The organism is Streptomyces sp. NPDC029014 (assembly GCF_055564695.1).
Map to the genome: position 1 here is coordinate 17,801 of NZ_JBVHVT010000028.1, position 23,169 is coordinate 40,969.

Here is a 23,169-nt window from a genome sequence, read left to right on the forward strand (position 1 = left end):
GGAGGTCGTTAGGCTCGACCGCATGAGCACGCAACTGAGCGCCGGCGGCGCCGAGGTGACGGTCGACCAGGACAACGGCTGCCGGATCGGCAGTCTGCGGATCGACGGCAAGGAGCTGCTGCGCCAGGGCGCCCGGTACGGCTGCTTCCCGATGGTGCCGTGGTGCGGGCGCACCGCGTACGGGGAGTTCCGCGACGGCGCGGCCGTCCACCGGATGCCGGTCAACCAGCCGCCGCACGCCATCCACGGCTTCGGCCGCGACGCCCCCTGGCGCCGGGCCCACTCCTCGGCCACCGGGGCGGCGTTCACGTACGACCTGGCCGACCCCTGGCCGTACCCGGGCCGGGTCACCCAGCTCGTCGACCTCGGCCCGGACTCGCTGACCCTCACCCTGGGCATCGAGACGTACGGCGACTCCTTCCCGGCCCAGGCCGGCTGGCACCCCTGGTTCCTGCGCAACCTCGGCGCCGGCGGCGAGGACGTCCGCCTCGACTTCGCCCCCGCCTGGCAGGAGGAGCGCGGCGACGACCACCTCCCCACCGGCAAGCGCATCGACCCGCGGCCCGGCCCCTGGGACGACTGCTTCGGCATGCCCGACGGCGTCGAGGCCACCCTCACCTGGCCCGGCGAGATCGAGCTGAAGGTCACCAGCCGGGCCGAGTGGGTCGTGGTCTACGACGAGCAGCCCGAGGCCGTCTGCGTGGAGCCGCAGTCCGGGCCGCCGAACGGGCTGAACACGCTGCCGCGGCTGGTCACGCCCGTGGACCCGCTGGAGGTCGCCACGACGTGGACCTGGCGCCGCCTGTCGTAGGGCCCGGCGCGCGCAACTAAGCTCGGGCCCATGAGTGACGTACGCGATGCGCTTCTGCAGCAGATCAAGGACAAGGCCGTCGTGCACGGCAAGGTGACCCTCTCCTCCGGCAAGGAGGCCGACTACTACATCGACCTCCGCCGGATCACCCTGGACGGCGAGGCGGCCCCCATGGTCGGCCAGGTCATGCTCGACCTCACCGCCGACCTCGCATACGACTGCGTCGGCGGCCTGACCCTGGGCGCCGACCCCGTCGCCACCTCGATGCTGCACGCCTCCGCGGCGCGCGGCGGGCGCCTGGACGCGTTCGTCGTCCGCAAGGCGCAGAAGGCGCACGGCATGCAGCGCCGCATCGAGGGCACCGACGTCCAGGGCAAGCGCTGCCTGGTCGTCGAGGACACCTCCACCACCGGCGGCTCCCCGCTGACCGCCGTCGAGGCCGTCCGCGAGGCGGGCGGCGAGGTCGTCGCCGTCGCCACGATCGTGGACCGCGGCGCCGCCGACGCGATCGCCGCGGCCGGGCTGCCGTACCTGACCGGCTACCGGCTGTCGGACCTCGGCCTGGCCTGACCGCAGCCCCCGCCGCCGGGGCCGCAGGAGGGGCCGCTGCCCGGGTCCCGGACCCTCCGGTCTTGCATTCCGGAACCGGTCCGGGCGGCAAACCAGGCCTCCACGGCGCTGCTGCACAGGGTCTGACCTGCTCTTTTGTTGCCGGGTGGCGCGATTTCCGGAATCCGCCCACCCGGCACGGGTGGAGTGCCGTGCGGAGTCTGGAAAGATAGGCGCGACGGTTACGTCGCCCCCAGGTCAGGGTCAGCAATCGCACACTCCCCGCACACCCAAGGAGCGGACAGATGCCCATCGCAACCCCCGAGGTCTACAACGAGATGCTCGACCGGGCGAAGGCAGGCAAGTTCGCCTACCCGGCCATCAACGTGACCTCGAGCCAGACCCTGCACGCTGCCCTGCGCGGCTTCGCGGAGGCCGAGAGCGACGGCATCATCCAGATCTCCACCGGTGGTGCGGAGTTCCTGGGCGGGCAGCACAGCAAGGACATGGTCACGGGCGCGGTCGCCCTGGCCGAGTTCGCGCACATCGTCGCCGCCAAGTACGACGTCAACATCGCGCTGCACACCGACCACTGCCCGAAGGACAAGCTGGACGGGTACGTCCGCCCGCTGATCGCCCTCTCCGAGGAGCGCGTCAAGGCCGGCCGCAACCCGCTGTTCCAGTCGCACATGTGGGACGGCTCCGCCGAGACCCTGGCCGACAACCTCGCCATCGCGCAGGAGCTGCTGCCCCGCGCCGCCGCCGCGAAGATCATCCTTGAGGTCGAGATCACCCCGACCGGCGGCGAGGAGGACGGCGTCACCCACGAGATCAACGACGAGCTGTACACCACCGTCGAGGACGCGATCCGCACCGCCGAGGCCCTCGGCCTGGGCGAGAAGGGCCGCTACCTGCTGGCCGCCTCCTTCGGCAACGTGCACGGCGTCTACAAGCCGGGCAACGTCGTCCTGCGTCCGGAGCTGCTGAAGGACCTGCAGCAGGGCGTCGGCGAGAAGTACGGCAAGTCCAGCCCGTTCGACTTCGTCTTCCACGGCGGCTCCGGCTCCACGGCGGAGGAGATCGCCACCGCGCTGGAGAACGGCGTCGTGAAGATGAACCTCGACACCGACACCCAGTACGCCTTCACCCGCCCGGTCGTGGACCACATGTTCCGCAACTACGACGGCGTCCTGAAGGTCGACGGCGAGGTCGGCAAGAAGTCCACCTACGACCCGCGCACCTGGGGCAAGCTGGCCGAGGCGGGCATGGCCAAGCGCGTGGCCGAGGCCTGCGCGAACCTGCGCTCCACCGGCACCCGCCTGAAGTGACCCGGTAAGGCCGTAAGGCCGGGGCCGCACGACCGAAGGGCCCGGTGCACCGTCCTCGTACGGTGCGCCGGGCCCTTCGGCGTGGGGGGCGGAAGGAGGCCCGGCCCGCTCCTCGGGTCCCGTCACGGGGGAAGGGGAGGGCCCGAGGGCGCGGGCCGGGCAGATCGGGTGGGACGGGGACGCGGCTCGGCGTGTCGTGCGGCCGGAGCCGCGGGTCAGCGGGTGGCCAGGGCCGGGTGCGGCCGGGCGGTCGGGGCCGGGCGGGCGGCCGGGGCCGGGCGGCGCAGGGCGTGCCGGGCCGGGGCGGGTGTCAGGTCCGCCGGTCGCTGCGCCGGGACCGCCGGCGCCGCGCTCAGGCTGCGGGCCGCGTGCGCGACCGAGGCCAGCGTCACGTGCCGGTGCCAGCCCGACAGGGACCGCCCGGAGAAGTCCCGCAGGCCGACCTCCTGCACGCTCGCCGCCGACGCCACCGACACCCGCAGCGCCGTCTTCGTCAGCCGCACCAGCACCGCCGGGTCGGTGCGCACCATGTCCGTCACCCACAGCTGGGTCGGCAGCCGCCGGGCCGCCTCCCATTCACCGAACAGCAGCACCTCGCGCCGCCGCCCCGGAGCCGGGTCCGGCACCATCACCCGCACCGCGGCCACCAGCGAGGTGCGCCGCGCCCCCGGCACCGCCGGGTCGGGCCACTCCACCGGCATCCGCAGCCCGCGCACGTTCTGCAGGATGTCCCGGGCGGCCAGCGTCCCCGCGCCGAAGCCCGGCAGCCGCGGGTCCGTCACCAGCAGCCGCGCCTCGGGGTTGATCCGCCCCACCACCGGCACCCGCGCCTCGGCGAACCGGTTCAGCGTGGCCCGCGTCGCGATGTCCCGGATGTCCAGCACCACCGGCCGCACGGCCATGCCCGCCTCGCGCACCGTGTTCAGCACGCCGCTGACCGCGCAGCCCTCGTACGATTCCTCGCCGCCGGGGCCCGCCTCCTGCACGGAGTCCTGCGAGGGCTCCTGCGCCGACTCCTCGTCCAGGAACAGCCGCCACCCCACCGGGGTGACCATGCCGGCCGACGCGTACCAGATCCCGAAGGCCTGCTGCCCGCGGAACATCTGACCGCGGTGCGGGTCGAAGCGGTGCCCGGCGCCCACCGAGTGCTCGCCGCCCTTGGGGATCGCCATCGGCTGCGCCACCCAGGCGCTCAGGGGGGCGGTCTGCCCCAGGTACTGCGCCAGCGCGGTCCGGATCGGCTGCCAGTCCCAGGTCGACGCCGCGATGAAGTGGTGCAGGCTCTGCTCCGCGGCCGCGCTGCCGCCGGCCGTTTCGCCGCCGCTGATCTGGTGCGCGATGTTGCGGATCGACTTGCGGCCCTTCGTCGCGAGCAGCCCGCGCACGTACTGGCGGCCGCGCTCGCGCTGGTCCTTGCGCCGCAGGGAGGTGAACACCGCCGCGCACAGCTCCTCGACGGCCGCGTCGGTGCGGGCGCCGTCGGTGCGGCCGCCGTCCGTACGGGGGCCGTCCGCTCGGGGGCCCTCCGGGCGGGCGCCTTCCGTGCGGCCGCCGAGGAGGCCGGGGGCGTAGGCCGCCGCGGTGTCCCGGTGGTGGGCGCGGCCGCCCGCAGCGGTGCGGGCGGCGGTGCGGGAGGCGGTTGCGGTGGCGGTGCCGAGGCGTGTGCTGATGGCGGTGTTCACGACTTCCCCCTTCGTCGATGGCACTCCTACCGTCGGCCCGGGGCCCCGTTCCGGGGGAGGTGTGCCGGGCACCTGACTGGGCCGCCGGGTGGTGGGGCGCCCACCATCGGGCGCTCGGGCGCGCCCTCGTGGTGGCCGCGCCACCACCGGGCCGCGGGGGTGGCGACACCGGGGGAGGGGCCCGGCATCCCGGGCCGGATGCCCCAGACTTGGACCATGTCCATTCACCAGAACCTGCTCGGGGGCCCGGCCCCCACCCACCTCCCCGACGAGCCGGGCCGCGGCGCGATCGCGGCGGGCACGCCGGCCGTCGAGGTGGCCGCCGCGCACCCCACCTCCTCCCTCGCCTGGGCCGTCCTCTCCGACGAGGCCTTCGCCGCCGGCCGGACCGTCGAGGCGTACGCGTACGCCCGTACGGGCTACCACCGCGGTCTCGACGCGCTGCGCCGCGCGGGCTGGAAGGGGCACGGCCCGGTGCCGTGGGAGCACGAGCCGAACCGTGGCTTCCTGCGCGCCCTGCACGCCCTGGCCCGCGCGGCCGGCGCGATCGGCGAGAAGGAGGAGTACGAGCGCTGCACGACCTTCCTGCGCGATTCCTCCGAGACGGCGGCGGACGTCCTCGGTAGCGCCTGACCAGCGGTGATCAGTGCCTGACCGGCCCCGACCGGCGTCCGGTCAGGCACTGACCAGCCCTCGGCCGGTGGCTGGCCGGCACCGCCCGGCATGCGCCTCCGTGTCCGAAACGTATCTGTGACGCCCGTCACTCGCCATTGGAGGACGGCCGGGAAGCGGTCCTATGATGCGGGCAGGGGACCGGGGCTCCACATACCCAATCGGAAGGAGCGGACCGCTACCCGGAAGCACGTGTCGAGGAGACAGCGATGTCGAACACCCTTGATGCCTCCGGAGCCGGTTCGGACACCCCGAACCTCGACTTCGCCGGCACGACCCCGTACGAGGACTACGTCCAGGCGGACGTCCTCACCCACCTCCAGCACCCTCGTTCGGACGATCCCGGCGAGATGGTCTTCCTGGTCACCACCCAGGTCATGGAGCTGTGGTTCACCGTCATCGTCCACGAGTGGGAGACGGCCGCGAAGGCCCTCCGCGAGGACCGCGTCCCCGTCGCGATGGACGCGCTGAAACGATCCCTCCGTGAGCTGGAGGCCCTCAACGCCTCCTGGCGCCCGCTGGCCCAGCTCACCCCCGGCCAGTTCAACTCGTACCGCGCCGCCCTCGGCGAGGGCTCCGGCTTCCAGTCGGCGATGTACCGCCGGATGGAGTTCCTGCTCGGCGAGAAGTCGGCCTCGATGCTCGTCCCGCACCGCGGCGCCCCGCGCGTCCACGCGGAGCTGGAGAAGGCCCTGCACGAGCCCAGCCTCTACGACGAGGTGCTGCGCCTGCTCGCCCGCCGCGGCCTGCCGGTCCCGCAGTCCGTCCTCGACCGCGACCTCGCGCAGCGCTACGAGGCCTCGCCCGCGGTCGAGGCCGTCTGGACCTCCCTGTACGAGGACCCGGACCTCCACCCCGACCTGCACCGGCTCGGCGAGGCCCTCACGGACGTCGCGGAGCTCGTCTGGCGCTGGCGCAACGACCACCTGGTCGCCACCCGCCGCGCGATGGGCGCGAAGACCGGCACGGGCGGTTCCGCCGGGGTGGCCTGGCTGGAGAAGCGCGCCTCGAAGAACGTCTTCCCCGAGCTGTGGACGGCGCGCAGCCATGTCTGACGCCCTCGACACCACCGCCCCGGCGACCGCCGCGTCGGACCTGGCCGCGCGCGCCGCACAGCTCGACGCCGCCGACGCGCTGGCCGGGCTCCGTGAGCGCTTCACCCTCCCCGAGGGCGTCGTCTACCTCGACGGCAACTCGCTCGGCGCGCTCCCCGTGGGCGTCGCGGACCGGGTCGCCGAGGTCGTCGCGCACGAGTGGGGCACCGAGCTGATCCGCTCCTGGAGCAGCGGCACCTGGTGGACCGCGCCCGAGCGGATCGGCGACCGGATCGCCCCGCTCGTCGGGGCGGCCCCCGGCCAGGTCGTCGTCGGCGACTCCACGAGCGTCAACCTCTTCAAGGCGCTGGTCGGCGCCGCCCGCCTGGCGGGGCCCGGCCGCACCGAGCTGCTCGTCGACGCGTCCACGTTCCCGACCGACGGCTACATCGCCGGGTCGGCGGCCCGGCTCACCGGCCTGACCGTGGTCCCCGTGGACCCGTCCGACGCGGCCGCCCGGCTGCGCGAGCGCGGTCAGGACACGGCCGTGGTCCTGCTCAACCACGTCGACTACCGGGGCGGACGGCTCCACGACCTGCCCGGGATCACCCGGGCGGCGCACGCCGCGGGCGCGGTCATCGTCTGGGACCTGTGCCACTCGGCCGGCGCCCTGCCCGTCGGCCTCGACGAGCACGGCGTCGACCTGGCCGTGGGCTGTACGTACAAGTACCTCAACGGCGGGCCCGGTTCACCGGCGTACCTCTACATCGCCGAACGCCACCAGGCGGCCTTCGACTCCCCGCTGCCCGGCTGGAACGGCCATGCCGAGCCCTTCGCGATGACCCCGGACTACGCCCCGGCCGAGGGTGCGGTCCGCGGCCGGGTCGGCACCCCGGACATCCTGTCGATGCTGGCCCTGGAGGCGGCGCTCGACGCGTGGGACGGGGTGGACGTGGCCGCCGTACGGGCCAAGTCGCTGGCGCTGACCGACTTCTTCCTGGAGTGCGTGGCCGCGTACGTCCCGGCGGGGAAGGTCGAGCCGGTGACGCCGCTGCCGCACGAGGAACGCGGCAGCCAGGTGTCGCTGCGCACCGAGGACGCCCGCGCGGTGATGGACGAGCTGATCTCCCGCGGGGTGATCGGCGACTTCCGGGCCCCGGACGTCCTGCGGTTCGGGTTCACGCCGCTGTACGTGGGCTTCGCGGATGCGGAGCGCGCGGCCCGGACGCTGGGTCGCATTTTCGGGTGATGTCCGGCCGGGCCGGGAGCGAAACGTCACGGCACGGGGCGGGCAGGGCATGATCCCTGCCCGCCGCGGCCGGTTTCCATGCGGGCCGGGGTACGTGACAAAAACCTCCGGGGACAGGCCTGTTCCGGCCTGATACGGTCCGGCTCTGCCGGATCGAAGGAACCCGGAGCCCGGAGCCGCCGCAGGCCGGGGCGCTCCGGGCTGCGGAGTCCCGGCAGCCGGAACACCAGTCCCACGCGTTACCGAGAGGTTGAGCCGATGACGGACCCCGCTGTCGAACGGGACGCCGCCGAGGCCGCCTCGGCCTTCGCCCACCCGCCGGTCGCCCCGGACGCGTCCGCCGCGTACGGGGACCACCCGGACCACGTCGTCGACTTCTACGCCCCGCGGGCCCCCGCCGGCGGGGGCGGTGGTGCGGGTGGGGCGGACGGGGTGGCCGTCTCCGCTCCCCTCGTGGTGCTGCTGCACGGCGGTGCCTGGCGGGCCCCGTACGACCGGGAGCACGTGTCGCCGCTGGCCGACTTCCTGGCGCGGCGCGGTTTCGCGGTGGCCAGCGTGGAGTACCGGCGCGGGAGTTCGCTGCCGCACCAGAACGCCGGGGGGCCGGTCGCCGGCCGCTGGCCGGAGACCTTCGACGACGTGGCCGCGGCGCTGGACGCCCTGCCCGCGCTGGCCTCCGCCCACCTCCCGCAGGCCGACCTGCGCCGTACCGTCCTCACCGGCCACTCCGCGGGCGGCCACCTCGCACTGTGGGCCGCCGCCCGGCACGTCCTGCCGGCCGACGCCCCGGCGGGCTGGCGGCTGCCGGCCCCACCCGTACTGCGCGGCGTGGTGGCGCTGGCCCCCATCGCGGACTTCGAGGCGGCGGAGGAGCTCGGCGTCTGCGGCGGCGCCTCGGCGCAGCTGCTGGGCGGGGACGCGCACTGGGCGCAGCGGCTCCCGTACGCGGACCCGGCGGCACTGCTGCCGACCGGGATCGCCACGACCGTGGTGCACGGCCGGGAGGACATCGTCGTCCCGGCGGAGGTGGCCGAATCGTACGTGGCCGCGGCGGCGAAGGCGGGGGAGACGGTCGGGCTGACGCTGCTGGACGGCATCGGCCACTTCCCGCTGATCGACCCGGCGGCCGACGCCTGCGCGGTGGTCGCCGAGGAGATCTCGCAACTGGCCTGGTAGCGGCCGGCGCGGTGGCACACTCGCCGATCTGCACCGACCTGCCGTGGGTCCGGGCGCTCGGGGACGGCCGCCACGAGGTGCGGACGGCCGACGGCCGGGTGCGGGAGACGGGCGACGCCGTCGAGACCGTCGCGCTCGTCCTCTCCGGGCTGCCCGACGACGCCCGGCCCCTGGAAGCCCGGCGCCGCGACGGCTAGCCGGCCGGGCCGCGGTGTTCAGCCGGCCAGGCGCGCCGCGATCGTCGCGAGGCGCTCGCCCTGGTAGCGGGCGGCCGTCCGGGTCGCCTCGCTGACCTCGCCGCTGCTCGCCGGGTGCGAGGTGCCGTACGGGTTGCCGCCGGCCTCGAAGACGGCCGGGTTGGTGAAGCCGGGGGAGACGATGATCGAGCCCCAGTGGTGGAACGTGTTGTAGAGGGCGAGCAGCGTGGACTCGTTGCCGCCGTGGGCGTTGTGGGCGCTGGTGAAGCCGGTGGCGGGCTTGTCCGAGAGGACGCCCTGCTGCCACAGGCCGCCCGTGGTGTCGAGGAACTGCTTCAGCTGGCCGGAGATGTTGCCGTAGCGGGTCGGCGAGCCGATGGCGTAGGCGTTGGCCCAGGCGAGGTCGTCGAGGGTGGCGACCTCGACGTCCTTGGTGTCCTCGACGTGCTGGCGCCAGGCCGGGTTGGAGTCGATCGCGGCGTCCGGGGCGAGCTCGGGGACCCGGCGGAGCCGGACCTCGGCGCCGGCCTTCTCGGCTCCTTCGGCGACCGCCTTCGCCAGCTCGTGGACGTTCCCGGTGGAGGAGTAGTAGATGACGGCGACCTTGGCGCTCATGACGGTTCCCTGCCTAAGTGGATCGATATCCGGTTCCTGCACTGGTTCAGAGTTAAACGGATAGCGATCCGTTTGGCAAGGGGGTGTCCGGTAATCTCGGGGCATGAGCCGCATCGAACTGCCCGTCTCGGGTCAAGCCCCGCCCGAACGTGCGGACGCCGCCCGCAACCGGCGGAAGATCCTGGACGCGGCCGCGCGCCTGGTCGCCGAGCAGGGGGCGGACGCCGTCACCATGAACGCCGTCGCGCACGCCGCGGGGATGGGCGTCGGCACGGTCTACCGGCGCTTCGGGGACGTCAGCCGGCTGCTGATCGCCCTGCTCGACGACGACGAGCGGCGCTTCCAGGAGGCCTTCCTCAGTGGGCCGCCGCCGCTGGGGCCCGAGGCGCCGCCGGAGGAGCGGCTGCGGGCGTTCCTGTTCACGCTGGCCGAGCGGCTCGTCGGCAACCGCGCGGTGATGGCCGCCGCCGAGGCCGCGTCACCGGGCGCGCGGTACCACAGCGGTGCCTATCTGACCCTGCACACGCACGTGGCGATGCTGCTCCGGCAGACCCGGCCGGGGGTGGACGCGCCGGTCTTCGCCCACCTGCTGCTCGCCCCGTTCGTGCCGAGCCTGTTCGAGCACCTGACGGTGGAGCGCGAGGTGCCGCTCGACCGCATCAAGGCGAGCATCGACACGCTCCTGGCGGCGGGCTGACGCCGACACCCCGTGAAGGCGGCTGGTTTCGGCCCTGCGGCGCCGTTTGTTGTCCGATTTTCGGTGCCGGTACAGGGAACCGCACCGGGCGTCACGGCCATCTCTCGTGCAACAGGTTCTGTTGTGGGCGGGGAAGTCCTGATTCCGGATAATTCCGGGCGGTCTGATGTGTTGACCTGCGTTCTGTCGGTGGATATTTCCCTCAATGTCAGTATTCTGAACGCACGTTCGAATCCGTTTGCAGGGTTCCTCGCACCTGACCAAGGGGGGTACGGTGCTTCGTCGCCGTGTCATGTTTTCCGCCGCTCTCGTTGCGGCAGGGGTAGGTCTCGTCTCGGTGCCCGCGCAGGCCGCCGGGCCGTCCGCGCAGGACGCGCGCCCGGTCGCCGCCGCTCCCAAGGCCGGCCAGGCCCAGCCGAAGGCCGCCGCGCAGGCCTTCACCAGTCCGGCGGACCGCACGGTCCGCAAGCCGCTGGCCGCCGCACAGGGCAAGGCCGACGCCGCTCCGCGGGCAGGGGCCGTGGACGGCAACCCGGACCTGCGGGTCGCCCTCAGCGCCACGACCGGGACCGCGCACGGCCTCGACCTCGAGACCGTCGTCACCAGTGCCACCGGGCCGCTCTCCGTCACCGTCGAGTGGGGCGACGGGACCAAGGACACCGCCCAGGTGTCCGGCAGCGTCACCCTGACCCACAGTCACCAGTACGCGGAACTCGGCGACTACACCGTGAAGGTCACCGTGGTCGACGCGGAGCGGGGCGTCCAGGCCGTCAACGAGCTCCCGATACGCACGATCGGCTCCGACTTCACGCCGCACGCGCCCACCCGCCTGCTCGACACGCGCGACGGCACCGGCGCCAAGACCAGGCTCCGCGGCCGGTCCGCCCTCAACCTGAAGGTCGCCGGCGCCGCGAAGGTCCCGGCCGGGGCCACCGCCGTCGCCCTGAACGTGACCGTCACCAACACCACGTCCGCCGGCCACATCACGGCGCACCCCGGCCGGACGGCCCCGCCGACCACGTCGAACCTCAACTACGAGGCCGGCCAGTCCGTGTCGAACCTGGTCATCGTGCCGGTCGGCCCCGACGGCACCGTGGAACTGACCAACGGCGGCTGGGACGCGGTCGACCTGATCGCGGACGTGACCGGCTACTTCACCCGGTCGGCGGCCAACGGCTACAGCGCGCTGACCCCCGAGCGCATCGTCGACACCCGGACCGGGCTCGGCGGGCAGCAGCGGGTGGCCGGCCACGGCTCCTTCGACGTCCGGGTCGCGGGCAGCGGGAAGGTGCCCGCGGGTGCCACCGCCGTCGCGCTGAACGTGACGGCCACCGACCAGCGGGCCCCCGGCCACCTGACCTTGTTCCCGAGCGGCGGGGCGGCCCCGGCCACGTCGAACGTGAACTTCGCGGCGTGGACGACCGCGGCCAACGCGGTGATCGTGCCGGTCGGCGCGGACGGGAAGATCAGCATCCGGAACGGCAGCTGGATGGACGCCGACGTGGTGGTGGACATCGTCGGCTACTACAGCCCCGACAGCAAGGCGTCCTACCTGCCCATGTCGACGCCGTACCGCATGCTCGACACCCGCAGCACTCAGCAGGAGGCCGGCCCCGTCCCGGCCCGCGGCTACGCGTGGCTGCCGCTGTCGTACGGCGCGAAGAACTACGAGGCGTTCGTCCTGAACACCACCGTCACCAACACCGTCAGCAACGGCTTCCTCTCGGTGGCCCCGGACGCGAACTCGTGGGACCAGTACGCGGAAGGCACCGCGGGCGAGCCGCCGCGGCCGGTGTCCTCCACGCTGAACTGGAACAGCTTCAAGACCGTCCCGAACCTGGTCCAGGCGGCCGCCGGCGAGCACGGCGTCGTCGACTTCTGGAACCAGAGCTGGAAGTCCGTCGACCTGATCGTCGACGTCTTCGGCTACTACGACAACAAGTAGCCGCACGGAAAGGGCAAGGGGGCGGTGCGCCGACCGGCGCACCGCCCCCTTCCCGACGGGAGGCGGCCCGTTCCTACAGGAACGAGTTGATCTCGATCGTCTCGGTGCGGCCCGGGCCGACGCCGATCGCGGAGATCGGGGCGCCCGACATCTCCTCCAGGGCCTTCACGTAGTTCTGCGCGTTCTTCGGCAGGTCCGCGAAGGTCTTGGCCTTGGTGATGTCCTCCGACCAGCCGGGGAGGGTTTCGTAGATCGGCTTCGCGTGGTGGAAGTCCGTCTGCGAGTACGGCAGCTCCTCGACGCGCTTGCCGTCGATCTCGTACGCGACGCAGACCGGGATCTCCTCCCAGCCGGTCAGCACGTCCAGCTTGGTGAGGAAGAAGTCGGTCAGACCGTTCACGCGGGTGGCGTAGCGCGCGATCGGCGCGTCGAACCAGCCGCAGCGGCGGTCGCGGCCGGTGGTCACGCCGCGCTCGCCACCGATGCGGCGCAGGTCCTCGCCGTCCTGGTCGAACAGCTCCGTCGGGAACGGGCCGGCGCCGACGCGGGTGGTGTAGGCCTTCAGGATGCCGATGACCCGGCTGATCTTGGTCGGGCCGACACCGGTACCGGTGCAGGCGCCGCCCGCGGTCGGGTTCGACGAGGTCACGAACGGGTACGTGCCGTGGTCGACGTCGAGCAGGGTGCCCTGGCCGCCCTCGAACAGCACGACCTTGTTCTCGTCGAGCGCGTTGTTGAGGATCAGCGTGGTGTCGGCGACGTACGGCTTGATCTGGTCCGCGTACTGGAGCATCTCCTCCACGATCGCGGCGGCTTCGATCGCACGGCGGTTGTACAGCTTCGCGAGCAGCTGGTTCTTGTTCTCCAGCGCCGCCTCGACCTTCTGGGTGAGGATCGACTCGTCGTACAGGTCCTGGACGCGGATGCCGACGCGGTTGATCTTGTCCGCGTAGGTCGGGCCGATGCCGCGGCCGGTGGTGCCGATCTTGCGCTTGCCGAGGAAGCGCTCGCCGACCTTGTCGAGGGTCACGTTGTACGGCGTGATCAGGTGGGCGTTTCCGCTGATCAGCAGCTTGGACGTGTCGATGCCGCGCTCGTTGAGCCCGCGCAGCTCGGAGAGGAGTACGGACGGGTCGACGACGACGCCGTTGCCGATGACCGGGGTGCATCCGGGGGAGAGGATGCCGGAAGGGAGAAGGTGCAGTGCGTACTTCTGGTCGCCTACGACGACCGTGTGGCCGGCGTTGTTGCCGCCCTGGTAGCGCACCACGTAGTCAACGGATCCACCGAGCAGGTCGGTGGCCTTTCCCTTGCCCTCGTCACCCCACTGAGCTCCGAGCAGCACAAGAGCGGGCACAGGCGTACACCTCTTCCGGATGGGGCATGTCCAAGGCCAGGGGGCGTACGACGATGTACACCGCAGGCTGGGCCGTCGGACCGGTACCCCGGAATAGACGAAGGCCCTGGCGCAATAGCGCAAGGGCCTCTTGCACAAAGATGCTACCCGAGGAAGGACCGAGGTGTCGGCTCCGGAGCCCACCATGAGCCCTGCGGGCGCGCCGGTCGGCGGCCTGCTCGTGCTCGTCGACCCGGTCGCCCGCCGTCTCGACGGCGAGTCCGTGCGGATCGCGAGGGATGTTCTGTCGGCGGGGGCGGCGGCCAAGGTCAGCCTCCCGGATTCACCGGAGGAGTTCGCGCGGGCCCTCGCCCGCCGGGGCCATCGGCGGCCCGTGATCGTGGGCGACGACCGCGCGCTGGTGCGGGCCGTGGGGCTGCTGCACCGGGAGCGCGGGCTCGGCGGGGGCGCCGCGGGCGTCGTGTCCGTCGTCCCGGTGGGGCAGATGGGAACGCTGGGGCTGGTGAGGGCACTGGGAGTCCCGCTGTCGGCGGTGTCCGCGGCCCGGGCGGCCCTGGACGGGGTCGTCGGCATGCGGGACCTGCTGGTGGACGACAGTGACGGGGTGGTGCTCGGGGGGCTGCGGATTCCACCCGTTCGGCCGCCCGTGCCGAGGCCGGCGGGGCCCTCGGTGCGCAGCGCGTACCGCTCGCTGGTGCGCACCCTGGTCGGGCCGCCGCCGGCCGCGGCCCGACCGGCGCGGGGCGGGGCCGGCGGGCACCGGCTGCGGGTGGAGGCCGACGGGGTGGTGCTGGCCGATGTGGACCGGCCGGTGGAGGACCTGTCGCTGGAGCCGGGCGGGGGAGGGCTCGCGGAGGTCGTCGTCCGGGTGGACGGGACCGCGGTCGGGGCCCGGGCCCGGGTGGTGACCGTGACCGGGTCGGACTTCCGGTACCGGGCCGACGAGGCCGTCGCGGGGCCGGTGCGCCGGCGGACCTGGACCCTGCGGCCGGCGGCGTGGGGGCTCATCCTCCCGCGCTGACCTGCGGGGCCGCCGGTGTGTCGCCGGTGTCGCCGGGGTCTGCGGTGTCCGCGGTGGTTGTGGCGCCGGCGGTGGTTGTGGTGTCCGCGGTGGTTGTGGTGTCCGCGGTGGCGGCGCGGGCCACGGCGCGGCGGGAGGCGAGGGTGACCGCCGCGGAAGCGGCGGCCAGCACGGTCATCGCGGTGGCCGGGCCCAGGTACTGGGCGGCCGCGCCGGCGAGGGCGGCGCCGATGCCCTGCCAGGTCATCCGGCCGGCCGACTCGACGCCCTGGACCTGCCCGCGCACCGCGTCGGGGGTCAGGGCCAGCAGCTGCTCCTGGAGCGGCAGGGTGGCGGCGAAGCCGGCGCTCGCGGCGAACACCGCGGCCGCTGCGAGCGGCAGCGGCGGGTCGAAGGCGAAGCCGAGGAAGGGGACGGCGAGCAGCAGGCGCAGGGGGAAGGCGTACCGGCGCCGGCGCTCCTCGGTGAGCAGCCGGCCGACGGCGAGGTCCCCGATGAGCATTCCGGCCGAGCCGGCGGCGAGGAGGGTGCCGGCGTGCTGCGGGGCGTACGGGATGAACAGGGCCTCGCAGCCGACGACGAGGCCGTTCGGCACCCACAGGTTCAGCAGCAGGGCCCGCCGGTCGGGGTGGGCGAACAGTTCGGCGTTGGTCGTCCAGGTCTGCCGCAGGCCGGGCCGGCGGGTCGGCCGGATCGACCGCTCCCGTACGGTCGCGGCCACGACGGCGAGCGCGAGGCCGGTCAGCACGGCGGCGACGGCGAACACCCGGTACGGGCCGAGCCGGCCCAGCAGTACGGCGCCGAGGGCGAAGCCGAGCACGGACACCGCGCCGGCGGTGATGTTCATGAGCGAGCGGGCGAGGGCGTACGCGGAGGCGGGCACGGTCTCGGCGAGCAGGCCCATGCGGGTGCCGGTCCCCAGGGACTGGAAGAAGCCGAGCAGCAGGAGCAGCCCGAACCGGGCGGCCAGCGGCAGCCCGGGAACGGCCTGGGCGGCGACCCCGGCCAGGGAGAGGCTCTGGAGGGCGAGGAGCGTGCGGCGGGGGTGCTTGCCGTCGGCGACGGACATGAGGGTGAGCGCGCCGAGCACGGTGGCGAAGGTGGCGCCGTACATGCTCACGGCCGTCAGGAAGGGGGAGCCGGTCTGCCGGTCGACGAGGGTGCCGAGGGCGAAGCCGGACACGGTGCTCGCGGCGACGGTCAGGGTGAGGCCGGCGTAGAGGCCGGCGAACTCGCGGTTGCGGAGCAGGGCGCGGTAGCCGGTGGGGGCGGGAGGGGGCGTGGGTGCGGGTGTGGTGGCTGCGGCTGCGGGTTCTGGAGTGTCAGAAGGCATGAAAAAAGCCTCCGGACGCTCCACTGGGGCGCCGAAGGCAGCGAGTGGATTATAGCAGGTGCCTCCGGCGCCCGGCGCGCCGATCGGCCCGAACGGGCGTGCGGGCCAGGCCGCGTGACGCCTGGTCAGGTCAGGTCGGGGCGCGGCGTCAGGTCGCGTCGGGTCACGTCAGGTCGAGGGTGGCGCGGTGGGCGCGCCAGCGGTCCATCATTCCCAGCAGCTCGTGCTGGAGGAACTCGAAGAACGCCGCGGTCTCGGCGATCCGCGACCCGGCCGGGGTGTCGGCGCCGAGGCCGGCCGCGCCCTCGCGCAGGGTCTTCTCCCACAGGGTCAGGACCTGGTCGCGGCGGGTGAAGGTCTCGTACCAGAGCTCGTTGTGCAGCACGTAGCGGTCGCGCCGGGAGCCCGGCTCGCGCTCGCGGCTGACCATGTTGACCTGCGTCAGGTACGACACCGCGCCCGACACGGCCGCCGGGCTGATCTGCAGGGCCTCGCTCAGCTCGGCCGAGGTCATCGCGCCGCTGTCGCTGGCCAGCAGCTGCGCGAAGACGCGGGCGGCCATGCGCTGCATGCCGGCGTCGGCCAGCTGGGCCGCGAAGCGCTCCACGAAGCGGGAGACCGCCTCGGTGTCCCGTCCCTCGCGCTCGTCCTGCGTGCTTCCGGTGTCCATCTGCTTCGCCACCCTCCGAACTTTACGTGATTCCCGAGCTTCACAAACTTGTGAAACTAGCGTACGTTCAGAATCATGACGAAGGCAATCAGCGTCGCCGGACTCCACAAGGCGTTCGGCCGCACCCACGCCCTGGACGGACTCGACCTCTCCGTCGCCACCGGCGAGGTCCACGGCTTCCTCGGCCCCAACGGCGCCGGCAAGTCCACCACCATCCGCGTCCTGCTGGGCCTGCTGCGCGCCGACTCCGGAACCGCCGAGCTGCTCGGCGGCGACCCGTGGGCCGATGCCGTGGAGCTCCACCGCCGCGTCGCCTACGTCCCCGGCGACGTCACCCTGTGGCGCAACCTGTCCGGCGGCGAGGTCATCGACCTCTACGGGCGGCTGCACCAGAGCAGCCGCGCGGAGCGCGTCGGGCAGGGTGGTGGTGGGCGACGGGCGGGCGGCCTCGACCGGGCCCGCCGCGCCGAGCTGATCGAACGCTTCGAGCTCGACCCCACCAAGAAGGGGCGCACGTACTCCAAGGGCAACCGCCAGAAGGTGGCCCTCGTCGCCGCCTTCGCCTCCACCGCCGAGCTGCTCGTCCTCGACGAGCCCACCTCCGGCCTCGATCCGCTGATGGAAGGGGTCTTCCAGGACTGCGTCGCCGAGGCCCGCGCCGAAGGCCGCACCATCCTGCTCAGCTCGCACATCCTGAGCGAGGTCGAAGCCCTCTGCGACCGCGTCAGCATCATCCGCAAGGGCCGCACCGTCGAGACCGGCAGCCTCGCCGAGCTGCGCCACCTCACCCGTACGTCGATCAGCGCCGAGCTCGCCGGCCCGCCGAACGGCATCGCACAGCTGCCCGGCGTCCACGACGTCGAGGTGCAGGGGCAGCGGATCCGCCTCCAGGCCGACACCGACAAACTGGACGCCGTCCTGCGCTCCCTCACCACCTCCGGGGTGCGGTCGCTGACCGCGACCCCGCCCACCCTCGAAGAACTCTTCCTGCGCCACTACGCGGACGACGTGCACGCGGCGGCGCGGACGAAGGCGGGCGCGGCGCGATGAAGAACCGACTCGGCCAACTCGCCGGAACGGCCGGCCTGCTGCGGCTCGCCCTGCGCCGCGACCGGATCATGATGCCGGTGTGGGTGCTGGTCGTGGCCCTGATGGTGCTGAGCCTGCCCGGCGCCCTGGAATCGGCGTACGCGACCGGCGCAGACCGGGCCCGACTGGCCGCCACCATGAACACCAACGGCTCGCTGCGCGCCCTGTACGGGCCCGTCTTCGCGGACTCCCTCGGCGCCCTCACCGCCTGGCGCGGCGCGGTCTTCGCCGGGGTGCTCGCCGGCATCATGAGCCTGGCCGTCGTGGTCCGGCACACCCGCGAGGAAGAGGAAACGGGCCGCCAGGAGCTCCTCTCGGCCGCCGTGGTGGGGCGGCGCGCCCCGCTCACGGCCGCACTGCTCGCCGCCCTCACCGCCAACGCGGCCGCCGTGCTGCTCGTCACCGGCGGCCTGGCGGGCGCGCACGGCGCGGCCGGCGCCCTCGCACTCGGGCTGGGCATCGGCGCCACCGGCATGCTCTTCGCCGGCATCGCCGCCGTCACCGTGCAACTCACCGAGAGCGCCCGGCTCGCGAAGGGCCTCGCGGGCGCGCTGATCGGCGCGGCGTTCGTCCTGCGCGCCGCCGGCGACGCGGGCACCCCCGCCGGGGAGAGCGCGCTGACCTGGGCCTCGCCCCTCGGCTGGCTGGAACACGTACGGGCCTTCGCCGGCGAACGCTGGTGGGTGCTCGGCCTGTTCGCCGCGGCGGCCGCGCTGCTGGTGGCGGCCGCGTACGTCCTCGCCGGACGCCGCGACGTCGGCATGAGCTTCCTCCCGGCCCGGCCCGGGCCCGCCGAGGGCCGCATCGGCAGTGCGGGCGCGCTGGCCTGGCGGCTCCAGCGGGGCGGCCTGGCCGGCTGGAGCCTCGGCTTCCTGACGGCGGGGGCGGTCTTCGGATCGATGACGGACGGCGCCACCCAGCTCGTCGGCGACAACGAGCGGACCCGCGAGATCATCCAGCGGATGGGCGGGCAGAGCGCACTCGCCGACGCGTTCCTCGCCACCATGGCCGGCATGCTCGGCATGGTCGCCGCCCTGTACATCGTCTCGGCGGTGCTGCGGCTGACCGCCGAGGAGACCGGGCAGCGCGCCGAACCGCTGCTCGCCGCCCCGGTCGGGCGGCTGCGCTGGGCCGGCGGGCACCTGGCCGTGGCCTTCGGCGGATCCGCGCTGATCCTGCTGCTCGGCGGGCTCGGCCTGGGCCTCGGGCACGGCCGGGACGTGGCCGCGGCGACCGGCGCCGCCCTCGCCCAGCTCCCGGCGGTGTGGGTGATCGGCGCCCTGGCGGCCCTGCTGCACGGCGCCGCCCCGAAGTACGCCGCGGGCGCCTGGGGGGTGGCCGGAGCCGTGCTGCTGCTGGGCTGGATCGGCCCGGCCCTGAACCTCCCGCAGGGCGTCCTCGACCTCTCGCCCTTCGCCCACCTGCCGAAGCTCCCGGGAGCGCAGGCCCTGGCCTGGACTCCGCTGCTGGCCCTGACCGCCCTCGCGGCGGCCCTGCTCGCGGCCGGCCTCGCCGCCCTCCGCCGCAGGGACCTCGCCGCCTGACCCGGAACGCGCCGACGGCCCCCGCGTGATCCGCGGGGGCCGTCGGCGCGTACCGTCCGCGACGGCCCCCGACTCAGAAGGCGACCTGGAGCTCGCGCAGGCCCCGGATGACGTAGCCCGGCTGCCACTCGGGTTCGCGGACGAGCTTCAGCGGCGGGACGCCGTCGGCCAGGAGGGCACCGAAGGAAGCCGTCAGCTCACGGCGGGCCAGGGGGGCGCCCAGGCAGTAGTGGATGCCCGCGCCGAAGCTGAGGTGCGGGTTGTCGGTCCGGGACAGGTCCAGCACGTCCGGGTCCGCGAAGCGGGCCGGGTCCCGGTTCGCGGACCCGAACAGCAGGGCGACCTCCGCCCCGCGGGGGATGACCGTGTCACCGACCCGGATGTCGTCGAGGACCCACCGCTCGAACATCTGGAGCGGAGTGTCGTAGCGCATCAGCTCATCCACAGCTGTGGACAACTTTTCCGGACGGAGCGCGGCCAGCTGCTCCGGATTGCGGAACAGGGCCCACCAGCCGTTGACGGTGGTGTTGACCGTCGCCTCGTGCCCCGCGTTCAGCAGCAGCACACAGGTGGAGATCATCTCCTGTTCGCTGAGCCGCCCCTCCTCGTCGTGCGCGGCGATCAGCCCCGAGATCAGGTCCTCGCCGGGCCGCCCCCGCCGCTCGGCGATCAGCTCCCGCAGGTACGCGCTGAACTCCACGCTCGCCCGGACCGCCCGCCGCGCCGTCTCCTCGTCCGGCCGCAGCTCGAACATCCCGCAGATGTCCGCCGACCAGGGCCGCAACAGCCCCCGGTCCGCCTCCGGAACCCCCAGCAGCTCGGCGATCACCGCCACCGGCAGCGGCTCGGCCACGACGGTCAGCAGATCACCGCCGCCGTCCGCGAGCAACTGCCCCACCAGCTCCCCGGCGAGCCGCTCCACGGCCGGCGCGAGCCGCTCCACCGTCCGCGGGGTGAACGCCTTCGACACCAGGCGCCGCACCCGACCGTGCGCCGGATCCTCCAGGTCCAACAGGCCGTTCCCGTTCAGCACATGGAACGGCTCGTGCTCCGGCGGCGGGGCCTGCCGCCCGAACTCCTCGTGCGAGAACCGGTGCAGATAGGTCCGCCCCAGCCGCCGGTCGCGCAGCAGCGCACTCACATCGGCGTAGTGCGGCACCAGCCACTGCCCGGTGGTCTCCCACCAGATCGCCCGGCCCTGAGCGCGCAGCTCCCGGTAGGCGGGGTACGGATCGGCGACGAACGCGGCATCCCACGGATCAAAGCCCATCTCCGCAGTGTCTCTGATCAGCTGAGCGATGCCATGCGAACCGTGGAGTTCGGCGTGGGTTCTTCCCACCTGGGTGGGGCGGCGTGAGCGTGGAGGTGGAATCCCGCGCCCAGTGCTGCTCCTCTTAGCCGGTGTCGGCGGGTGGTGGGTGTGCTGATCGCGTGCACGCCCTGGTGCCGGTGGGCTGCGCGGGGCAGCATCCTCCGGCCCGTTGGTGCGTGTCCCTCCGGACGCTGGCCGGCATGGCCCGAAAGCCGCGCCGGGGAGGGAACCCTGCGTCGCCTGGGCGCGGGGCGGTTGTGGCTCGGCCGGGTGGAGCCGGTCTTCGACCGGTCGGCCCGGCTGGTTTCCGGATACGCGGTGATGACGGCCTTGGCCTCCATCGTGTCCGTCAATGCGCGGATCACCATGGTGCCGCTGGTGCGGTCCGCAAAGGTCTTGGCCTGGTGGGCGAGTCCGCGTGCGGCGATACGGCGCCAAGCGCCCTGGTCGCGGTCGCCCTGCCAGCCGCACCCGGGGTTGGGGCAGATGGCCCACTTCCAGCCGCTCGCGGTGGGCCGGTCGGGGCCTTGCGATGCCGGAGCGACGTGAGGCACATGGGGCAGTGCTTGGAGGTGTTGCGCGGGGGTACCGTGACCACGGCGATGCCGGCCTCGGCGGCGAGGTGGCGTATGCAGCCTGGCGGTCATGCCGGCTACCAGGTCGGTGCACCAGCCGACACGTTCCGCCAGCGTGGCCGGGGCGAGAAACGAACGGCATCGGCACCAGACACACGGCATGACACCGACGAATGACACATCACCGTGGATCCGTAGGAAACACTGCCGGACGCCCGCGAGGCGCCCGTCGGACCGGTGCACCACTTGCCGGTCCGCCCGTCCGCCCACCCGGAACAGCGCTCTGGGTGGGCGGACACCCCGCTACGACGGGGTCACCAGCCGCGTCTCGTACGCGAACACCGCCGCCTGGGTGCGGTCGCGCAGGCCCAGCTTCACCAGGATCCGGCTCACATGCGTCTTGATCGTGGACTCGGCGACCACCAGCCGGTCCGCGATCTCCGCATTGGACAGGCCCTGGGCGATCAGGACCAGCACCTCCGTCTCCCGCTCCGTCAGTGCCTCGACCGCCGCCGAACCGGCGAGCCGCGGCGTCGCCGACAGCTTCGAGAACTCCAGGATCAGCCGTTTGGTGACCGTCGGCGCCAGCAGCGCCTCCCCGGACGCGACCACCCGCACCCCCTCGGCCAGTTGCCGGGCCGAGGCGTCCTTCAGGAGGAAGCCGGAGGCCCCGGCCCGCAGCGCCTGGTACACGTACTCGTCGAGGTCGAAGGTCGTCAGGACCAGCACCTTCGCGTCCGTGTCCGCGGCGACGATCTCCCGCGTCGCCTCCAGCCCGTTCATCACCGGCATCCGGATGTCCATCAGCACCACGTCCGGCCGCAGCGCCGCGACCCGGGCGATCGCCTCCCGGCCGTCGACCGCCTCACCGACGACCTCGATCCCGTCCATCGCGTTCAGCAGGACGGAGAAGCCCTCCCGGACCATCATCTGGTCGTCGACGATGAGCACCCTGATCGTCATGCCGGTGCCTGCGCCGTGTCCTGGGCCGGTTCCTGCCGTCCCCGCACCGGTATGAACACCGCCACCTCGTACCCTCCCGCTTCCGTCTCCCCGGCCGTCATCTCCCCTTCCAGCATGGCCACCCGCTCCCGCATCCCCGTGATCCCGTGCCCTGCACCCGGCGAGGGGCGCGCGCCCCCGGTCGGCTTCCCGTTGACCACGCGGATCCCGAGCCCGCCCAGCACATAGCTGACCTCGACCTCGGCCGCCGCGCCCGGGGCATGGCGCAGCGTGTTGCTCAGCGCTTCCTGGATGATCCGGTACGCCGACAGTTCGACGCCCTGCGGCAGTTCCCGCACCGCGCCCGTCACCGTCTTCTCCACGCCCAGTCCGGCATCGCGGACATTGGCCAGCAGCCCGTCCAACAGGGCCAGCGTCGGCTGCGGGGCGTCGGGCGCCGCGTAGTCCGCGGAGCGGACCACGCCCAGGACCCGCCGCAGCTCCGTCAGCGCCGCCACCGCGTTCTCCCGGATGGTCGCGAACGCGGCCTCCAGCTCCGGCGGCGGGTTCTTCACCCGGTAGGGTGCGGCCTCCGCCTGGATCGCCACCACCGACATGTGGTGCGCCACCACGTCGTGCAGCTCGCGGGCGATCGTCGTGCGCTCCTCCAGCAGGGTTCGCCGGTCCCGCTCGACGGCCGTGACCTCCAGCTGCGCACTGACCTCCTGCGCGGCCTCCCGGCGGACATGGCGGACCGTCACCACCAGCAGGGACACCGCCAGGAGGAAGGCGATCGGCGCCACGTAGTCCGGCTCGCCCAGCCCGAGCAGGGTGGGGATCACCAGCCCGACCAGCAGGGTGATCAGCCACATCCAGCCGGCGGCCCGGGGCCGGGTCCGCATCGCCACCACGGTCACCACGAACAGGTACATGACGAAGGCGCCCGGTGAGCGGGGCCACAGGCCCACGTCCGAACCCACCAGCGAGAGGGCCCCGGTGGCCAACAGCGCCGCCCAGAACGCCCCCACGGGACGGACCAGGGTCATCAGGACCGGCGCGGCCGCAACCAGCCCCACCACGAGACTACCGAGCGCCCAGTCGGTGCCACTGTTGGTCGCGGCGAGCAGCAGCACGAACAGGGCGACCGCGGCCACGACGGCATGCCGCAGGTACACCGACCGCCTGCGTATCCGCTGCGGGAGCCGGCGCAGCAGTGGGCCGTCGGTGCGCATCGGCGGCAGCGGCCGGTATGCGAACGCATCCGTGATCAGGTCCTCGCGCAGGCCCTGCAGCAGCTCGGAAGCCAGCCGGAACTCGGGGGCCCGGGGCGGCGCCCCGGATGTGGTCGTCTCGGTCATGCCCCCACGGTAG

The 23,169-nt window shown here is 73.4% G+C and carries 22 protein-coding genes; 13 read left to right on the plus strand and 9 right to left on the minus strand.

The features are described from left to right. Nucleotides 1-22: 22 nt before the first annotated feature. From ACZ4VL_RS17305 to fbaA, 3 genes are all read left to right on the plus strand, one after another. Nucleotides 23-811 (plus strand): aldose epimerase family protein, encoded by a 789-nt coding sequence (locus tag ACZ4VL_RS17305; RefSeq protein ID WP_468200391.1) that lies wholly within the window; start codon nucleotides 23-25, stop codon nucleotides 809-811. A gap of 30 nt (nucleotides 812-841) precedes the next feature. Further along, nucleotides 842-1,381, plus strand: a complete 540-nt coding sequence (gene pyrE, locus ACZ4VL_RS17310; protein ID WP_468200393.1) for an orotate phosphoribosyltransferase — start codon at nucleotides 842-844, stop codon at nucleotides 1,379-1,381. Between the two features lie 284 nt (nucleotides 1,382-1,665). Beyond that, entirely contained in the window at nucleotides 1,666-2,688 is a 1,023-nt protein-coding gene (gene fbaA / locus ACZ4VL_RS17315) for a class II fructose-bisphosphate aldolase (protein WP_468200395.1), read from the plus strand. A 215-nt stretch (nucleotides 2,689-2,903) separates the two neighbouring features. On the opposite strand, the gene ACZ4VL_RS17320 is transcribed toward fbaA, so the two are convergent. Further along, nucleotides 2,904-4,136, minus strand: coding sequence for an IS701 family transposase (locus ACZ4VL_RS17320; protein WP_468200500.1), 1,233 nt, complete (start codon nucleotides 4,134-4,136; stop codon nucleotides 2,904-2,906). Nucleotides 4,137-4,586: 450 nt separating this feature from the next. Between ACZ4VL_RS17320 and ACZ4VL_RS17325 the strand changes: the two genes are divergently transcribed. From ACZ4VL_RS17325 to ACZ4VL_RS17345, 5 genes are all read left to right on the plus strand, one after another. Continuing rightward, nucleotides 4,587-5,003 carry a DUF3151 domain-containing protein gene (locus ACZ4VL_RS17325; protein ID WP_361097118.1) on the plus strand — a complete coding sequence of 139 codons (417 nt, stop codon included), beginning with the start codon at nucleotides 4,587-4,589 and terminating at the stop codon, nucleotides 5,001-5,003. 248 nt (nucleotides 5,004-5,251) lie between these two features. After that, complete coding sequence (locus ACZ4VL_RS17330; protein WP_468200397.1) at nucleotides 5,252-6,097, plus strand: tryptophan 2,3-dioxygenase; 846 nt, start codon at nucleotides 5,252-5,254, stop codon at nucleotides 6,095-6,097. Continuing rightward, nucleotides 6,090-7,325 carry a kynureninase gene (gene kynU, locus ACZ4VL_RS17335; RefSeq protein WP_468200399.1) on the plus strand — a complete coding sequence of 412 codons (1,236 nt, stop codon included), beginning with the start codon at nucleotides 6,090-6,092 and terminating at the stop codon, nucleotides 7,323-7,325. The genes ACZ4VL_RS17330 and kynU overlap by 8 nt, the downstream gene beginning before the upstream one ends. A gap of 258 nt (nucleotides 7,326-7,583) precedes the next feature. Continuing rightward, nucleotides 7,584-8,501: an alpha/beta hydrolase family protein gene (locus ACZ4VL_RS17340; RefSeq protein WP_468200401.1), complete on the plus strand. Its 918-nt coding sequence runs from the start codon at nucleotides 7,584-7,586 to the stop codon at nucleotides 8,499-8,501. A gap of 11 nt (nucleotides 8,502-8,512) precedes the next feature. Then, nucleotides 8,513-8,698, plus strand: a complete 186-nt coding sequence (locus tag ACZ4VL_RS17345) for a hypothetical protein (RefSeq protein ID WP_468200402.1) — start codon at nucleotides 8,513-8,515, stop codon at nucleotides 8,696-8,698. Nucleotides 8,699-8,716: 18 nt separating this feature from the next. Here the strand turns inward: ACZ4VL_RS17345 and wrbA are convergent, their stop codons facing one another. Then, nucleotides 8,717-9,313, minus strand: a complete 597-nt coding sequence (gene wrbA, locus ACZ4VL_RS17350) for an NAD(P)H:quinone oxidoreductase (protein ID WP_468200404.1) — start codon at nucleotides 9,311-9,313, stop codon at nucleotides 8,717-8,719. A 103-nt stretch (nucleotides 9,314-9,416) separates the two neighbouring features. On the opposite strand from wrbA, the gene ACZ4VL_RS17355 reads away from it, so the two are divergent. Together ACZ4VL_RS17355 and ACZ4VL_RS17360 are read left to right on the plus strand one after the other, a co-directional pair. Continuing rightward, nucleotides 9,417-10,010, plus strand: coding sequence for a TetR/AcrR family transcriptional regulator (locus ACZ4VL_RS17355; protein WP_468200406.1), 594 nt, complete (start codon nucleotides 9,417-9,419; stop codon nucleotides 10,008-10,010). Between the two features lie 337 nt (nucleotides 10,011-10,347). Then, nucleotides 10,348-11,955, plus strand: a complete 1,608-nt coding sequence (locus tag ACZ4VL_RS17360) for a hypothetical protein (RefSeq protein ID WP_468200407.1) — start codon at nucleotides 10,348-10,350, stop codon at nucleotides 11,953-11,955. A gap of 73 nt (nucleotides 11,956-12,028) precedes the next feature. On the opposite strand, the gene ACZ4VL_RS17365 is transcribed toward ACZ4VL_RS17360, so the two are convergent. Beyond that, nucleotides 12,029-13,312 carry an adenylosuccinate synthase gene (locus ACZ4VL_RS17365; protein WP_404236790.1) on the minus strand — a complete coding sequence of 428 codons (1,284 nt, stop codon included), beginning with the start codon at nucleotides 13,310-13,312 and terminating at the stop codon, nucleotides 12,029-12,031. A gap of 184 nt (nucleotides 13,313-13,496) precedes the next feature. Here ACZ4VL_RS17365 and ACZ4VL_RS17370 point away from each other — a divergent pair, with 184 nt between their 5' ends. Next, nucleotides 13,497-14,333 (plus strand): diacylglycerol kinase, encoded by an 837-nt coding sequence (locus ACZ4VL_RS17370; protein WP_468200409.1) that lies wholly within the window; start codon nucleotides 13,497-13,499, stop codon nucleotides 14,331-14,333. Here ACZ4VL_RS17370 and ACZ4VL_RS17375 read toward each other — a convergent pair. Together ACZ4VL_RS17375 and ACZ4VL_RS17380 are read right to left on the minus strand one after the other, a co-directional pair. Then, nucleotides 14,317-15,666: an MFS transporter gene (locus ACZ4VL_RS17375; protein WP_468200411.1), complete on the minus strand. Its 1,350-nt coding sequence runs from the start codon at nucleotides 15,664-15,666 to the stop codon at nucleotides 14,317-14,319. The genes ACZ4VL_RS17370 and ACZ4VL_RS17375 overlap by 17 nt on opposite strands. A 163-nt stretch (nucleotides 15,667-15,829) precedes the next feature. Then, entirely contained in the window at nucleotides 15,830-16,336 is a 507-nt protein-coding gene (locus ACZ4VL_RS17380) for a GbsR/MarR family transcriptional regulator (protein WP_468200502.1), read from the minus strand. A 75-nt stretch (nucleotides 16,337-16,411) separates the two neighbouring features. Here ACZ4VL_RS17380 and ACZ4VL_RS17385 point away from each other — a divergent pair, with 75 nt between their 5' ends. Further along, nucleotides 16,412-17,386 (plus strand): ABC transporter ATP-binding protein, encoded by a 975-nt coding sequence (locus ACZ4VL_RS17385; protein WP_468200413.1) that lies wholly within the window; start codon nucleotides 16,412-16,414, stop codon nucleotides 17,384-17,386. Continuing rightward, nucleotides 17,383-18,969 carry an ABC transporter permease gene (locus tag ACZ4VL_RS17390; RefSeq protein ID WP_468200414.1) on the plus strand — a complete coding sequence of 529 codons (1,587 nt, stop codon included), beginning with the start codon at nucleotides 17,383-17,385 and terminating at the stop codon, nucleotides 18,967-18,969. Before ACZ4VL_RS17385 ends, ACZ4VL_RS17390 begins: the two co-directional genes overlap by 4 nt. A gap of 73 nt (nucleotides 18,970-19,042) precedes the next feature. Here the strand turns inward: ACZ4VL_RS17390 and ACZ4VL_RS17395 are convergent, their stop codons facing one another. The 4 genes from ACZ4VL_RS17395 to ACZ4VL_RS17410 form a co-directional block, all read right to left on the minus strand. Continuing rightward, nucleotides 19,043-20,239: a cytochrome P450 gene (locus ACZ4VL_RS17395; protein ID WP_468200415.1), complete on the minus strand. Its 1,197-nt coding sequence runs from the start codon at nucleotides 20,237-20,239 to the stop codon at nucleotides 19,043-19,045. Between the two features lie 403 nt (nucleotides 20,240-20,642). After that, entirely contained in the window at nucleotides 20,643-20,879 is a 237-nt protein-coding gene (locus ACZ4VL_RS17400) for a hypothetical protein (RefSeq protein WP_468200417.1), read from the minus strand. A 280-nt stretch (nucleotides 20,880-21,159) separates the two neighbouring features. Next, nucleotides 21,160-21,819 carry a response regulator transcription factor gene (locus ACZ4VL_RS17405; protein WP_361097157.1) on the minus strand — a complete coding sequence of 220 codons (660 nt, stop codon included), beginning with the start codon at nucleotides 21,817-21,819 and terminating at the stop codon, nucleotides 21,160-21,162. After that, a complete protein-coding gene (locus ACZ4VL_RS17410) occupies nucleotides 21,816-23,156 on the minus strand; it encodes a sensor histidine kinase (protein WP_468200419.1) in 1,341 nt (446 codons plus the stop codon). Before ACZ4VL_RS17410 ends, ACZ4VL_RS17405 begins: the two co-directional genes overlap by 4 nt. Nucleotides 23,157-23,169 lie beyond the last annotated feature (13 nt).

Coding starts and splice junctions, on each gene's coding strand:
- ACZ4VL_RS17305 (WP_468200391.1), top strand. CDS start 23: ATGAGCACGCAACTGAGCGCCGGCGGCGCCGAGGTGACGGTCGACCAG.
- pyrE (WP_468200393.1), top strand. CDS start 842: ATGAGTGACGTACGCGATGCGCTTCTGCAGCAGATCAAGGACAAGGCC.
- fbaA (WP_468200395.1), top strand. CDS start 1,666: ATGCCCATCGCAACCCCCGAGGTCTACAACGAGATGCTCGACCGGGCG.
- ACZ4VL_RS17325 (WP_361097118.1), top strand. CDS start 4,587: ATGTCCATTCACCAGAACCTGCTCGGGGGCCCGGCCCCCACCCACCTC.
- ACZ4VL_RS17330 (WP_468200397.1), top strand. CDS start 5,252: ATGTCGAACACCCTTGATGCCTCCGGAGCCGGTTCGGACACCCCGAAC.
- kynU (WP_468200399.1), top strand. CDS start 6,090: ATGTCTGACGCCCTCGACACCACCGCCCCGGCGACCGCCGCGTCGGAC.
- ACZ4VL_RS17340 (WP_468200401.1), top strand. CDS start 7,584: ATGACGGACCCCGCTGTCGAACGGGACGCCGCCGAGGCCGCCTCGGCC.
- wrbA (WP_468200404.1), bottom strand. CDS start 9,313: ATGAGCGCCAAGGTCGCCGTCATCTACTACTCCTCCACCGGGAACGTC.
- ACZ4VL_RS17355 (WP_468200406.1), top strand. CDS start 9,417: ATGAGCCGCATCGAACTGCCCGTCTCGGGTCAAGCCCCGCCCGAACGT.
- ACZ4VL_RS17370 (WP_468200409.1), top strand. CDS start 13,497: ATGAGCCCTGCGGGCGCGCCGGTCGGCGGCCTGCTCGTGCTCGTCGAC.
- ACZ4VL_RS17375 (WP_468200411.1), bottom strand. CDS start 15,666: ATGCCTTCTGACACTCCAGAACCCGCAGCCGCAGCCACCACACCCGCA.
- ACZ4VL_RS17380 (WP_468200502.1), bottom strand. CDS start 16,336: ATGGACACCGGAAGCACGCAGGACGAGCGCGAGGGACGGGACACCGAG.
- ACZ4VL_RS17385 (WP_468200413.1), top strand. CDS start 16,412: ATGACGAAGGCAATCAGCGTCGCCGGACTCCACAAGGCGTTCGGCCGC.
- ACZ4VL_RS17390 (WP_468200414.1), top strand. CDS start 17,383: ATGAAGAACCGACTCGGCCAACTCGCCGGAACGGCCGGCCTGCTGCGG.
- ACZ4VL_RS17395 (WP_468200415.1), bottom strand. CDS start 20,239: ATGGGCTTTGATCCGTGGGATGCCGCGTTCGTCGCCGATCCGTACCCC.
- ACZ4VL_RS17405 (WP_361097157.1), bottom strand. CDS start 21,819: ATGACGATCAGGGTGCTCATCGTCGACGACCAGATGATGGTCCGGGAG.
- ACZ4VL_RS17410 (WP_468200419.1), bottom strand. CDS start 23,156: ATGACCGAGACGACCACATCCGGGGCGCCGCCCCGGGCCCCCGAGTTC.